Annotated in this window: 12 protein-coding genes; 5 read left to right on the top strand and 7 right to left on the bottom strand. The window is 64.2% G+C overall.

Annotated features, from left to right (window positions below; genetic code table 11):
• Positions 1-80: 80 nt before the first annotated feature.
• The 3 genes from BH682_RS16855 (at position 81) to BH682_RS16845 (ending at position 2921) form a co-directional block, all read left to right on the top strand.
• On the top strand, positions 81-887 hold the full coding sequence (locus tag BH682_RS16855; RefSeq protein ID WP_003941692.1) for a lysophospholipid acyltransferase family protein: 807 nt from the start codon (positions 81-83) through the stop codon (positions 885-887).
• A 66-nt stretch (positions 888-953) separates the two neighbouring features.
• The gene (locus tag BH682_RS16850; RefSeq protein ID WP_003941683.1) at positions 954-1445 is read left to right on the top strand and encodes a polyadenylate-specific 3'-exoribonuclease AS; all 492 of its coding nucleotides are present in this window, start codon (positions 954-956) and stop codon (positions 1443-1445) included.
• A gap of 90 nt (positions 1446-1535) precedes the next feature.
• Entirely contained in the window at positions 1536-2921 is a 1386-nt protein-coding gene (locus BH682_RS16845; RefSeq protein WP_007730070.1) for a class II 3-deoxy-7-phosphoheptulonate synthase, read from the top strand.
• Positions 2922-3005: 84 nt separating this feature from the next.
• Here BH682_RS16845 and BH682_RS16840 read toward each other — a convergent pair whose 3' ends face one another.
• Both BH682_RS16840 and pknB read right to left on the bottom strand, forming a co-directional pair.
• Entirely contained in the window at positions 3006-3434 is a 429-nt protein-coding gene (locus tag BH682_RS16840; protein WP_003941706.1) for a protein-tyrosine phosphatase family protein, read from the bottom strand.
• Positions 3435-3461: 27 nt separating this feature from the next.
• Entirely contained in the window at positions 3462-5525 is a 2064-nt protein-coding gene (pknB, locus tag BH682_RS16835) for a Stk1 family PASTA domain-containing Ser/Thr kinase (protein WP_083954681.1), read from the bottom strand.
• A gap of 303 nt (positions 5526-5828) precedes the next feature.
• On the opposite strand from pknB, the gene BH682_RS16830 reads away from it, so the two are divergent.
• Positions 5829-6197: an Rv2175c family DNA-binding protein gene (locus BH682_RS16830; protein ID WP_075833441.1), complete on the top strand. Its 369-nt coding sequence runs from the start codon at positions 5829-5831 to the stop codon at positions 6195-6197.
• Positions 6198-6217: 20 nt separating this feature from the next.
• Here BH682_RS16830 and BH682_RS16825 read toward each other — a convergent pair whose 3' ends face one another.
• From BH682_RS16825 to BH682_RS16810, 4 genes are all read right to left on the bottom strand, one after another.
• On the bottom strand, positions 6218-7162 hold the full coding sequence (locus tag BH682_RS16825; RefSeq protein ID WP_064689161.1) for a phytoene/squalene synthase family protein: 945 nt from the start codon (positions 7160-7162) through the stop codon (positions 6218-6220).
• 10 nt (positions 7163-7172) lie between these two features.
• Positions 7173-8750, bottom strand: a complete 1578-nt coding sequence (locus tag BH682_RS16820; protein ID WP_087503812.1) for an alpha-(1->6)-mannopyranosyltransferase A — start codon at positions 8748-8750, stop codon at positions 7173-7175.
• Between the two features lie 98 nt (positions 8751-8848).
• Positions 8849-10441, bottom strand: coding sequence for a phytoene desaturase family protein (gene crtI, locus BH682_RS16815; protein WP_075833438.1), 1593 nt, complete (start codon positions 10439-10441; stop codon positions 8849-8851).
• Between the two features lie 2 nt (positions 10442-10443).
• Positions 10444-11583 carry a polyprenyl synthetase family protein gene (locus BH682_RS16810; protein WP_083954680.1) on the bottom strand — a complete coding sequence of 380 codons (1140 nt, stop codon included), beginning with the start codon at positions 11581-11583 and terminating at the stop codon, positions 10444-10446.
• A gap of 170 nt (positions 11584-11753) precedes the next feature.
• Between BH682_RS16810 and BH682_RS16805 the strand changes: the two genes are divergently transcribed.
• Entirely contained in the window at positions 11754-12743 is a 990-nt protein-coding gene (locus BH682_RS16805; protein WP_075833435.1) for a methylenetetrahydrofolate reductase, read from the top strand.
• Between the two features lie 47 nt (positions 12744-12790).
• On the opposite strand, the gene BH682_RS16800 is transcribed toward BH682_RS16805, so the two are convergent.
• Positions 12791-13585, bottom strand: coding sequence for an LppM family (lipo)protein (locus BH682_RS16800; protein WP_075833434.1), 795 nt, complete (start codon positions 13583-13585; stop codon positions 12791-12793).
• Positions 13586-13607 lie beyond the last annotated feature (22 nt).

Below are 13607 nucleotides of genomic sequence, written 5' to 3'. Positions count from 1 at the left end.
CAGGGGCGTGTGTAGCGGGGGTTACCGGTCGGCAGTAAGGTCGTACTCAGCGAAATTCAGCTGTGAATGGGAGGGACGCCGTGTGGTATTGGCTCTTCAAGTATGTGTTGCTGGGGCCGATTCTCTGGCTGCTCGGGCGTCCGACGGTCAAGGGTCACGAGAACATTCCGACTGACGGGGCGGCCATTCTGGCCAGCAATCACCAGGCGGTTCTGGACTCGTTCTACCTTCCGCTTCGCGTCAACCGCCGCATCACGTTCCTTGCCAAGAGTGAGTACTTCACCGGTTCCGGTCTGAAGGGCGCTTTCCAGAAGTGGTTCTTCACCGCGGTCGGTCAGGTCCCTATCGACCGAACCGGTGCAGACGCGGCGCAGGATGCACTCAACGCCGGTCTCAAGGTCCTCGGTTCGGGCAGCCTGCTGGGTATCTACCCCGAGGGGACGCGCTCGCCTGACGGTCGCCTCTACAAGGGCAAGACCGGAATGGCGCGCCTCGCACTTGAATCGGGCGTCAAGGTGATCCCGGTAGCGATGGTCGGCACCGACAAGATGAATCCGATCGGCTCACGGATGTGGCGTCCCGCCAAGGTCACCGTGATCGTCGGCGAACCCATCGATTTCTCCCGCTTCGAAGGCATGGGCGGAAACCGCTTCGTCGAGCGCGCTGTGACCGACGAGGTGATGTACAAGTTGATGAAACTCTCCGGCCAGGAGTACGTGGACATCTACGCGGCAAGCCTCAAGAACCAGGCGCCCACGAAACCCGAAGCTGCCGTCGACGTTCCGGCGGAAGGCGGCGAGTCGGTTGTCGATCTCGTGGCCTCGGCCGAGTCGAAGGAATCCGCGAAGTCCGACAAGGATTCGCTCCCGGACGCACAAGCCAGCTAGAGATTTCCCACACCGGCCGCACGCGCATTGGCTCCAGAGCCTGCGCGTGCGGCATAGTTTTCGGACGTGCGCTACTTCTACGACTGTGAATTCATCGAAGACGGTCGAACCATCGATCTCGTGTCCATCGGCGTTGTCTGTGAGGACGGCCGAGAGTACTACGCGGTTTCGACGGAGTTCGATCCCGCCCGTGCCGGTAGTTGGGTGCGCAAGAACGTGCTGCCGAAGTTGCCGCAGCCTTCGTCGCCGCTGTGGAAATCACGCGAGAAGATCCGCGACGATCTTCTGAAATTCTTCGTTCCGCGGCCGATGGTGGTTCCGGAGCTCTGGGCGTGGGTCGCCGCCTACGACCACGTCGCGCTGTGCCAGTTGTGGGGCGACATGACGGAACTACCGCAGTCGATGCCGCGGTACACCCGCGAACTCCGACAGTTCTGGGAAGACAACGGCAGTCCTGCCCTCCCGTCGGCGCCCGCCGACGCACACGACGCACTTGCCGACGCCAGGCACAACCTCGTGAAGTTCGACGCCATTTCGGCTGCACGGTCACTTCGCTGACCCAGGTTTCGGTGCGCGGGAAGTGTTCCGATTGGGCTGCGATCGAGAGCCTGTGTGACGCGCCGAGGAGCGAGCGAATATCCTGTAGAGGTGAACTGGACTGTCGACGTGCCGATCGACCGCTTGCCCGAACTCCCGCCGCTGCCTGCCGGACTGCGTAAGCAGCTCGACGAGGCGCTCGCGAAGCCCGCTGCTCAGCAGCCCTCGTGGCCCGCTGACCAGGCGGCCGCCATGCGGACTGTGCTCGAGAGCGTGCCTCCCATCACGGTGGCCAGCGAAGTCGAGGCGCTGCAAGAGCGTCTCGCGCAGGTCGCGCGTGGTGAGGCATTTCTGCTCCAGGGCGGTGACTGCGCCGAGACCTTCGCGGACAACACCGAGCCGCACATCAAGGGAAACATCCGCACGTTGCTGCAGATGGCCGTCGTGCTCACCTACGGTTCCTCGATGCCGGTCGTCAAGGTCGCTCGCATCGCCGGCCAGTACGCCAAACCGCGCTCGGCCGACATCGACTCGTTGGGTCTGAAGTCCTACCGCGGCGACATGATCAACTCGCTCGTCGCCGACGAGGCAGTCCGCGCCCACGATCCTTCGCGACTGGTGCGTGCATACGCCAACGCCAGCGCCGCGATGAACCTGGTTCGCGCACTCACCGGCGCCGGCATGGCCGACCTGCACAAGGTGCACGATTGGAACCGCGAATTCGTCGCAGCGTCTCCCGCGGGCGCACGCTACGAGCAACTGGCAGCCGAGATCGACCGCGGCCTGCAGTTCATGAACGCGTGTGGCGTCACCGATCCGAGCCTGCACCAGGCACAGATCTTTGCCAGCCACGAGGCCCTGGTTCTCGACTACGAGCGCGCGATGCTGCGTCTCGACAACGACAGCGATCACCCCAAGCTCTACGACCTATCGGCTCACTTCCTCTGGATCGGTGACCGCACTCGTCAGCTCGACGGCGCGCACATCGCCTTCGCCGAGTTGGTGTCCAACCCGATCGGCCTCAAGATCGGCCCGAGCACGACGCCGGAAATGGCGGTGGAATACGTCGAGCGTCTCGACCCCACCAACAAGCCGGGTCGTCTGACTCTGATCTCGCGCATGGGCAACGGCAAGGTCCGCGACCTGCTGCCGGCGATCATCGAGAAGGTCCAAGCCACCGGTCACCAGGTCATCTGGCAGTGCGATCCGATGCACGGCAACACCCACGAAGCCTCCACCGGGTACAAGACGCGCCACTTCGACCGCATCGTCGACGAGGTTCAGGGATTCTTCGAGGTCCACAACGGTCTCGGCACGCATCCGGGTGGCATCCACGTCGAGCTGACCGGTGAGAACGTCACCGAGTGCCTCGGCGGCGCGCAGGACATCTCCGACCTCGATCTCGGCGGTCGCTACGAGACGGCGTGCGACCCCCGATTGAACACCCAACAGTCGTTGGAGCTCGCGTTCCTCGTGGCCGAGATGCTGCGAGGCTGAAACCTTGCTTCGCCGAAGCTGATTCGCGCCCGGCATTGATTTTCGGCAAACGCCCTCACCCGCTCGCGCAGGTGGGGGCGTTCGCTATTGCGTGAATCGTGTGACGAATCGGCGCTGCCAGGGCATTTCGACGGCGCGAGGTGAGTAGCGTGCGCGAACGTACGCGGTGGCGTCCTTACTGGGCACTCCGTCCATGACGGCAAGAGCGGCCAACGCTGTTCCGGTGCGGCCGTATCCACCACCGCACGCGATCTCGACTCTTTCGGTTTCCGAGCGCACCCACACTTCGTGCAAGGCCCTGCGCAGCGCATCGGGATCGCTCGGCAACCAGAAATCTCGCCAGCGGACCCACTCCGACTCCCACTCGGTGTCGGGAGGTTCTTTGCCGGTCAGATAGACGCCGAAGGTGGGGAGAGGTCCGGAAGGAAGTGGATTGCGGAGTCCTCGACCCCGAATCGATCTCCCCGACGGCAAGTCGAGTATCCCAATGCTCTCGGGTTCCCACGTGGCCATGAATTCAGATTAGGCCGAAGCGGACTGTCAGGGAATTGCGACGACGCTGATGTCGGTGCCCTTGGCAACGAGGTCGTTCTTGACGCTCTGGCTGATGATGACCGAGCTGTCGTTCTGGGTGAGCTGACGCACGGTGATCTCGAGGCCGAGGCGGCCGAGTTCTTCGCGTGCTGAAGAGACGGAGCGGCCGATCAGCGAGGGAACCTTGACGGAATCGGAGATGAGCAGAACCACGGAGGTGCCGGCGTTGACGGAGGACCCGACTGCGGGATCGGTGCCGATCACGCTACCGCCCTCGACGGCGTCGTCGAACGTTGTTCTGGTGGTGCTGACTGAGATGCCTACCTTGTCGAGGGCGGCGCGCGCAGCGTTCTCGGACATGCCCTTCACATCGGGAATGTCCACGGGCGGTGACCCTTTGGATGTGATGACCTTGACCGAGGAGCCCACGGCAACTTCGGTTCCCGGTGCCGGGTCGAGCGCGGCCACGCCGCCGATCGGGATCTTGGAGCTGAATGTGTCCCCGCCGTCGACCGCGACGAGAGTGCGGTCGGCGAGTTGTGCGCCCAGGGCCGAGACGTCGCCGCCGGCCGGAATGGGCGGGACAGTCGGACGCCCGAGCGAAGTCAGCAGCGCGACGGTCGAGCCTTTGGTAACCCTCGAGCCGGAGGCCGGGTCCGTCCCGATCACCGTGTCGATGGGTTGGGCGTCGGAGTACTGACCCTGGACGTCGGGGGAGAGCCCGGCGTCCTGCAGAGCGGTGACCGCAGTGTCCTTGGTCAGCCCGTCGATCGAGGGAACAGCTGTATAGCGGCCCGAGCCCATCCACCATCCGCCGAAGCCCAACGCGAGCGCGAGGACCGCGATGACGAGCAGCCAGATCAGGGTGGCTCGTCGCGATTTACGACGTGCCTCGACAAAATGAGCATGCGGATCGTCGTGCCCCGGGTGGTCGTCGCCGAAATCGGAACCGTCGTCGAAATCCGAGTCGCCGTCGACCGTCGCCGGACGAGCAGTTTGTGCGGTGACCGCGCGAGTGTGCTGGATACCGCCAGGGGGAGGAGAGCCCGTGCCGAGCGCCGTGGTGGCTGCCACAGCCGGGGCCACGCCGGACGCCAATACCGTCGTGGCAGCAGGGTTCGGGCGCGCAGCAGAGTTCGGGTGTACCTCCGTGAGAGGCGCAGGCGCCGGTTGTGGCCGGGCCGGGGCAACTTGCGCGCTCTGGTGCTGGGCGCTTCGACGCGGAGCGGGAACGCGGTATGACGGAAGTTCCAGTTGCTCGCTCACACTGCGAAGTGCAGCTGCCATCTCACCGGCGTCGGCGAAACGATGTGCGGGCTCGCGGTGAGTGGCTTCGGCAACCAGACGATCGAACTGCGCCGGTACACCGGGGATACGTGAACCTGGGCGCGGGACATCGTCGTGGATGCGTTGGTAGGCGATGGAGAGTGACGTATCGCCGGTGAACGGTGTTGTACCGGTGAGAAGTTCGAACATCAACACGCCGGTGGAATAGACGTCGCTTCGAGTGTCGGCAATTCCTGACGTCACCTGTTCCGGCGACAGATAGGCCGCGGTGCCGAGGATCACGCTGTTGGAGGTGGTGGTTGCTGCCGCAGCTGCACGCACCAATCCGAAGTCGGCGATCTTCACTTCGCCGGTGTCCGAGATCAAGATGTTCTCGGGTTTGACATCACGGTGAACCAGTCCCGCTCGATGCGCCACCGCCAACGCGTCCAGGACAGGTGCCACGACTGCAGCGACTGCGTGTGGCGGCATCGGTCCGCGCTCACGAAGGAGTTCACGCAAGGTTCCACCGTCGACGAGTTCCATCACGAGGAACACGTGATTGCGATCGCTGCCTTGGTCGTAGACGGCCACAAGGGCCGGATGCTTGAGTCGGGCCACGGCCCGGGCCTCGAACTCGAAACGAGTCAGGAACGCTGGATCGCCGGCGAATTGCGGGTCCATCACCTTGATCGCGACAGGCCGATCCAACCGTGTATCGAGGCCTCGATACACGGTCGACATACCGCCGCGCGCGATCGGTGCGTCCACTCGATAGCGGCGCTCGAGCATTTCGCCGATCAACCCTCGACCTCCGTAATGACTGTTCCTCCGTGCTTGCGATCTGTCTGCTTGCGGTCTGGGTGGTAGCTGTCAGCATGTGGGTGGTTGTATACCGCGTACTGGTTCCCGCAGTGAGGGCACCGATTCACATCCACCGCGAAATCCCGGTTACTGATACGCCGCATCCCGTCCATCGTAGCCAGCGATACCGACGCGGAAGTCTCGACAACGTCACAGAGCGCTGTGACCTGAGCGGAGCGGCAGTTTCGAGCACTGCACCGGGCGGTACACAGCGGGCTCGCCGGACCGGATAAACTTCTCGCGGTGAGCGCGATTCCTTATTGTGATGATGTCCTGGATTCTTCGGTTTCCCTGTTCCAGCTTGTGGATGTGGCGAAGAACGTCGGGTTGCCGGTGAGCAAGGTTCACCAGTTGCTTCGCGATCACAAGATCATCGCAGTCAAGCGGCATGGCGTTCTCGGTGTCCCCGAAGTGTTCTTCGGCGAGGACGGCCAGATCGTCAAGTGGCTGCCCGGTCTGCTGGCGGTGCTGCACGACGGCGGTTACACCGAGATCGAAATCCTCCGCTGGTTGTTCCTGGCCGACGATTCTCTCCCGGGGCGCCCGGTGGACGCACTGCATGGTGATCTCGCGCGTGAGGTCATCCGCCGCGCACAGGCCATGGCTTTCTGAGCTGCCGGCCTTCTGACAACTCACCGCATGCGGTTTTTCGCCGCGTAGGTTGCCGACCGGACCAGACCCGGCGCAGCGACTCGAAGTCGCGTGCGTCCGGGAACGGACACACGTCGATGCAGTATCCGGAAGTCGGCGCGCTCGACCTGGTCGAGAATTGCTCCGTACAACACGAAAGCCGTGCGGATCGACGGCTGGACCCGCCGATCGAGCATCGGGATGCCGGATTCGGCAGACCGATACCGCCCCCGCGTCACGGCAATGAAGTGCGCCAGCGCGCGCTTGACCCGAACGTCCACCGTTCCGGTTCTGCGCCCGTGCTCGAGCATCTCGATGTCGACCCCGAATGCGGCGAACTCGCCTGCCGGTAGATACAGACGTCCCCGGTCGAGGTCTTCACCGACGTCGCGGATGAAGTTGGTCAGCTGAAACGCCTCACCGAGATTCGACGCGGGCACTACAGCTTCCTGCTGCGGAACGCTCACTCCGAGAATCGGGAGCATCTGCAAACCGATGACGACGGCGGAGCCGTACATGTACTCGGCAAGCTCGTCCATCGTGTCGTAGACGGGTCGAAACTTCGCCGTGTCGGGGGCGTCCATCCGCATGGACTCGAAGAAGGCGTCGAAATATGCGCGCGGGATGTCGAACGTCTTCACAGCATCCGCGAAGGCGGGGAGTACGCGTGTCAGGTCGAGGGGAACCGTCGACGGGAAGCCACCTGTCGCAGTGGGGTTGTCGAGTGCGTTGACGGCTGCACGTTCGACGTCGGCGAGCACCGTGCCTCGTTCATGCGGACCCGAGGGTTCGTCCACGATGTCGTCGACGACGCGAGCAAATGCGTAGAGCGCGTGAACTGCGCGGCGTCGAGGTACGGGCAACAACCGGGTGGCCAGAAAGTACGTTCGGCCGTGTTCCCTCGTCACGTCCTCGCAGAATTCATAGGACGCAGGCAGTGCGTTCATGACACGCGGATCACGCAGATCCTGACGTCGAGGGCGCCGAGGCGGCTGACGTCATTTCGATCGGTTTCTCGTGTTTGCGTCCACGAAGTCGCAGTGGGTCTTCCGTCTGCAAGGACATCGCCGCGATCACGGCAGCGACGATGGCCAGAGCCACGTGCGGGAAGGTGTACAGGCCGATCGATCCGTCCGGCTGGAACACCAGCATCAGCCAGGTGGACAGCCCGGTCAGTACGGCGAGAGTCGTCGGCGACATTGCGAAACCGGCAGCTACTGCCAGCGGCCAGGAGTAGTACCAGGGGAGTGCTGCGGGGGACAGAACGACGATGGCGACCATCACGATCACGATGCCCATGACGGCGTCGCGCTCGGTCTTGCGGTAGCGCCACCACACGACGGCGATGATCGCGATCAACACAACCGCCGAGATGGTCCGGGAGACTTCGAGGATGTCGTTGAAATGGTCGCCGGCGAACCAGGAGGTTGCCATGGTTCCGATGTGCGCCACGATCGTGGGCAGCGAGAGCCAGTTGATGATCTTTGCCGAACCGGAGAGTGCCGTCGTCCAGCCGAGGCCGACTCCGGCGATCAGTGAGGTGGATCCGAGTACCGCCACGAACACCGCGAAACCTGCGCCGGCCGTTTTGACGAACGATCGGATCGGTGACGCCGGTTCTCGCCCGGCGGCTGCGGCGTCCTCCCGCTCATGGATCATCCAGATCCAGACTATGAAGGGAAGTGCGACGCCTGCGGTTGCCTTGATCGCGACGGCAAGCGCGATCAGCCCGATCCCGAAGAGGTGCTTGCGTTCGAGAGCGAGCGCAATGCCTGCGGCCATGAGGCCGACCATGAGCATCTCGTTGTGAACGCCGCCGATCAGGTGGATCAGGACGAGGGGATTGAGTACTGCGAGCCACAGGGCGATCGAGGTGTTTCCGTCGAGCTTCGTCGCGAGATGGGGAACGGCCCACATCATCAGGGCGAGTCCGGGCAGCATCGTGATCCGCAACAGCATCGTGCCGGCGATGACGTTCTCACCGGTCAGCCGAACGATGGCGTCGGCAAGGAGAAGGTGAACCGGACCGTACGGGGTAGTTGTCGTCGTCCACACGTTTGAGACGTTGTCGAGCAGGATTCCCGGATTGACGACGGGGCCGACGGCATAGGGGTCGAAGCCGTTGCGCAACAACGCGCCTTGCGCCAGGTAGGAGTAGGCGTCACGGCTGAACATGGGCACCGCGAACAGCAGCGGAAACGTCCAGACCGGGACGACGTAGCGCAATCCGCGCAACGAGACGTCACCGCGCAGAGTCGAGCGGCCCAGTCGAACCCAGGCGGCGATCATGCACAGGACACCGATCCAGACGATGGCCGCCGACAGAATCGATCCGTGGCCGAAACGGAGCCAGGACAGATGCATCGACTCGAGCAGCGGATCTTGGCGCCGGACGCTACCGGCACCGAATCCGCCGAAAGTGATCATGACTGCGCCGAAGAAACCGAGCAGTGCACTGTGACCTTCGGGAGTCCGAAGGAAATTGGCGGCCCTTAGGTGCCACGGTCTTTCAGTGGCTGCGGCAGAGGACGTCATCGGTGCAGGTTCCTCCCCCGAGGAGATCGGTGTCGATCGGCGCATGCAGCGCCCGAGTCGGTGAATCGTGGATGAATGGTCGGTTACGAGGGGCTAGTTTAGTTGCTCGCACGAGTGCCCACCGCGCTGGCTCGCTCGCGTGTACCGGTAATACGTTCGGCGGCGAGCCGTCCGGACAGCAGAACGGTCGGTACTCCCACCCCCGGAACGGTTCCCGATCCGGCGAGAACGACGTTGTCGAAGCCGCGGGCGAGGTTCTTGCGTCGGAACGGCCCCGTCTGGGTGAAGGTGTGTGACGCCGCGAACGGGCTACCCGCGGCCATGCCCTTTTCGAGCCAGGTCTGCGGGGTGTCGATGTGATCGATATCGAACCCCTCCACCAGTCCCGTATAGCCACGTTCTTGCAGCGTGAGGATGATTTCGCGCACGTAGGGCGGGCCGAGAGTCGACCAGTCGAGACTTGCACTGTCCAGATTCGGACACGGCGCGAGGACTGACAGCGGTTCACGGATTCGGCCGTCTCGCGAGAAGGCCAGGCTCGGATCGGTCTGTGCCGGTCGGGTGACGAGCAGTGACGGATCACTCATCAGTCGCCCGCGGCCGCGGCGTGCCGTGATCTCGGCGAAGGTACGCTTCCACGCCTCGCCGAAGTCGATCATGTGGTGTCGCTGCGCGGGCCATTCGTCGGCGACCGCGGAGGAAACAGTGCCGTGAATCACGACAGCGGACGGCGATGTACGCACCGGGCGCGGACGCAATCGCGTATGCGGGCGCAAGAGCGAGTCCGTGACGGCCATGTCGGGAGTGAGGACGGCGGCGTCACAGTCGAAGCGCTCGCCGTCGCGTGTGTGAACGGTGTGCACGCGCCGATCGCTCACCTCGAGGCGTTCGACAGTGCGGCCGAGATGCAGAATTCCGCCGGCCTCGGTGAAGGCGTCGGCCATCGACTCGGCGATCGTGCGCATCCCGCCCTCGGGGAAGTAGACGCCGAGTGAGGTGTCCATGTGAGCGATCGCCCCGTACACCGCGAGGGCCCGAGACGGAGCAACGCCCGCATACAGCGCTTGGAAGGTGAAGATCCGCCGGAGGCGAGGGTCGCGGATCTTGCGATCCACCTGCCCGCCCAGTTTCCCGAATCCTCCCAGTGCGACGAGCCGGCTCAGATCTTTGACTGCGTCACGCGAATTGACCAGTCCGAGGGGAGAATCGAAGTCGGCGTCCATGAAGCGGTCGAATTCCGCGTCGAAGATCCGGTTCAGCCATTGCCGCAACGCACGGTATCGCTGCGCTTCTTCCGGCCCGCAGACACGGGAGACTTCGGCAGCCATGTCTTCTGGGTCGGCGTGGACATCGAGAGCGGTGCCGTCTGCGAATCGCGCGTGGTACGTCGGATCGAGCTTGTGCACAACGAATTTGGGGTTTGTCGAGGCTGGGTCGGCGCCGACGGCCGCAAGGGCGTCTTCGACGAGTTCGGGCATCGTGAGCACCGTTGCGCCGTTGTCGATGCTGTAGTCATTGCCCTGGTAGACACCGACTCGCCCACCGACCGAGCTGTTGCTCTCGAGAATCGTAACGTCGCGGCCGGCGCCACGCAGATACAACCCCGCAGACAGTCCGGCAAGTCCCGCGCCGACGATCACGACTCGATCGGTCGGCGAGCTGACGGTTCGAGTGCGGTGCACGTGTGCCACGGTCAGTAGCTTCGCTTCGTGGCCGCGATCGCCATGTCGGTCAGGCGAGCCTTGGACTCTGCCGTTGCCGTGCTCGAGTCGAGGGCGTTCGCAGCTGCCTCGACGAGGGTGTCGATCTGCGTTTCGACGTCGGTGACGGCGCCCAGATCGGTGATCACCTGGCGCAGAGTGTCGACCTCGGTGTCGGTCAGCTGGGTGCCGATTCCGTTGCGGAGCAGTTCTGCTGCCGCCGGATCTGCGGCGTCGGCGCGGGCAAGCGCCATCGCGAACAGGACAGTTCGCTTACCGGCGATGAGATCGTCGCCCGACGGTTTGCCCGTGACGGACGGATCTCCGAAGACACCGAGCAGGTCGTCGCGAAGTTGGAAGGCGATACCGATGTCCGTGCCGAAGGTCCGGTAGGCATCGACCAACTCGGCGTCCGCACCGAACAGTGCGGCGCCGAGGTGCAGTGGGCGTTCGATCGTGTACGCGGCGGTCTTGTAGCGGTTGACCCGCATGGCTGCCTCGACGGTCTCGTCGCCTCGGGCTTCATTGCTGATGTCGAGGAATTGGCCACCGAGCACCTCGGTGCGCATTGCCGACCAGACCGGACTGACACGTGCGGCCGCCTCGGGGCTGATCCCGGATTCTCGGATCATGTCGTCCGCCCAGGCCAAGGCCAGGTCGCCGAGAAGAATGGCGACGGCCTCGCCGAAGTGCGCGGAATCGCCGCTCCACTCCTCGTCTCGGTGCTGGTCCTCGAATTCGACGTGAACGGTCGGGAAGCCGCGCCTGGTCGTGGATGCGTCGATGATGTCGTCGTGGACGAGCGCGCAGGCCTGCACCAGTTCGAGGGCGGCGCACGCACGAATCACCGCGTCTGCGTCCTTACCGTTCGGGTCGCCTCCGGCGCCGAGCCATCCCGTCCAGGCGAACGCCGGTCGGACGCGCTTTCCTCCGCGCAGGACGAAGGCCTCGAGGGTGCTGACGGCCTCCTCGTATCCACCGCCGATGTTCGAGACGAGTTCGCGGCGTGAAGCGAAGAAGTCGCGGAGCGCTGCTTCGAACAGACCTGGCAGTTCGAGTGAGGTCGGATGCGGTGCGGTGTTGGTCGAACTCTGTCCAACGCGCGCGGTTCCTGCGGACAGGGTGGCCTCCAAGATCGGTATGTTCTCGCGCCGGATGGTTACACGGAAGCGAGCTTGGGGCCCAGCTTAGTAGGGGTTGGAATCAACGGCGGGTCGGGCCGTGAACTGCGCGATCCTGACATTCGGGATACGCAGTACTGGGCGATGAGCTTGTTTGCAGCTGGAAAACATATGCTTGACCGGTGACATTCGATCCAGTCAGGGGCCGCTCCAGCGAGGGGTGGGCCACCCGAACACCGTCGATCGTCGATCGGATCGCTTCCTCGACAGGTAGCCGTATTCCGTTCTCGGTCGAGTTTTCGCCGCCGCGTGACGCGGACGCCGAAGCGCGCCTGTGGCGTGCGGTGCGTATCTTCGAGCGGCTCGGACCGGCGTTCGTCTCGATGACCTACGGCGCAGGTGGCTCGACGCGCGATCGTACGGTGCGTGTCACCGGCGAACTTGCCGAAGAGACGACCCTGCTGCCGGTTGCTCACCTGACTGCTGTCTCACACAGCACCGAAGAGCTTCGCGCCATGGTCGGTGCCTACGCCGATCGTGGGATCAGCAACATCCTCGTATTGCGCGGCGATCCGCCCGGCGATCCGCTCGGCGAGTGGAAGAAGCATCCCGAAGGCGTCGAGTACGCCGAGGAACTCGTGCGGATGGTCCGTGACCTGGGCGACTTCCACGTCGGCGTCGCATCGTTCCCCGAGGGGCACTACCGCGCTCCGGACTTGGCATACGACACGAAGTACCTGGTGTCGAAGTTGCGTGCCGGCGCCGAGTACTCGATCACACAGATGTTCTTCGACGTGGAGGACTATCTGCGTCTTCGTGACCGGGTGAGTGCGTACGACGCAGAACAGGGCGCCAAGCCGATCATCCCGGAGATCATGCCGGTGACGTCGCTACGCTCGGTGCGGCGCATGCTCGAGCTCTCGGGCTCGTCATTGCCCCCCGCTCTCGAGCGTCGATTCGACGCCGCGGCCGGAAGCGGTCCGGACGAGAACCGTGCAGCGGTCCGCGAACTCGGCATCGATCTGGCCACCGAGATGGGTGAGCGGTTGATCGCCGAAGGCGCTCCGTGCCTGCACTTCATCACGTTGAACTTCGCGCGCGCCACCAGTGAGGTCCTCGAGCGACTCGGTCTCACCCCCGACACCTCTGTCGGGACAGCACAAGCCGTCTGATCCCGGTTGCCCCGCTCGACACCAATCGAGGGGGCAATCGCCAGGCGCTACTTCGCGGTGTTTTTCGGATTCCTGTTGTCAGCTTGCTTGCTGACAGGTGATTTCGTGACAGGCGTCTTCATGACCGGTGCTTTCGCGGCGGGCGCGCGCTTGATCGGTGCTCGATTGCGCGCCATCCAGGCCATCGCACCGACGACAATCGCGACACCGAGCGCCAGCCCGGCCATGATTCCTGCCCACCCGGCGAAGCTTCGGGTGCTTGGGTCTGCGTAGTTGACCTCGGCGCGCATTGTCGACACCTCGCCGGCGGGCAAGGTCCACGACACCCGTGAATCGCCGTCTCGTGTTCCGTTGGTCGTGCCGACCCGTGCCGGGAAGGCGATGCTGACCTGGACGTCGGCGCCCTGAGTTGGAACCGTCTTCAGGTCTGCCTTGCCGTCGAGCGTGACGGTGTCCCCGGATCGCTTGAGGGTGATCTGGAACGACCCGGACCCCTCGGCGTACATGGAGCCCAGTTGGGCGACGTCACCGAAGGACAAGTCGCTGAAGAACGCCTGGCTGCCGACGTACCCGTCCTTCTTGTACTCCTGAACCCGTATCTTGTCCTCCAGCGACGAAGGTGGGGTCAGCTGCGGACCCTTGTCCGCCTCGTTCGCGGGAATAGCGGCAGCTACCACCTGTCCGGTCACACGATCGTTCGCGGACACTCCCATCGACACCTGCACGCGGATGCACCCGGCAAGCAAGGGAACAAGCATGAGGGCGAGCGCGGCAACCGTCAGGAAACGTTTCCGACTGGTCGGCTTGGCGGCGGGATCGGTGGACTGTTGCACAGTGGTCATCGTGCCAGCCGTGGCGTAGCCA

It is taken from the genome of Rhodococcus sp. YL-1 (assembly GCF_001942025.1).
GTDB lineage: Bacteria > Actinomycetota > Actinomycetes > Mycobacteriales > Mycobacteriaceae > Rhodococcus_F > Rhodococcus_F qingshengii.
The sequence above is the reverse complement of the archived record's forward strand: the minus strand, read 5'-3'. Positions and strand labels throughout refer to the sequence as shown.

What these genes read in the sequence shown, in the direction of transcription:
- BH682_RS16840 (WP_003941706.1), bottom strand. Translation starts at nt 3,434, where the DNA reads ATGGCCACGTGGGAACCCGAGAGCATTGGGATACTCGACTTGCCGTCG.
- BH682_RS16825 (WP_064689161.1), bottom strand. Translation starts at nt 7,162, where the DNA reads ATGAACGCACTGCCTGCGTCCTATGAATTCTGCGAGGACGTGACGAGG.
- BH682_RS16820 (WP_087503812.1), bottom strand. Translation starts at nt 8,750, where the DNA reads ATGACGTCCTCTGCCGCAGCCACTGAAAGACCGTGGCACCTAAGGGCC.
- BH682_RS16800 (WP_075833434.1), bottom strand. Translation starts at nt 13,585, where the DNA reads ATGACCACTGTGCAACAGTCCACCGATCCCGCCGCCAAGCCGACCAGT.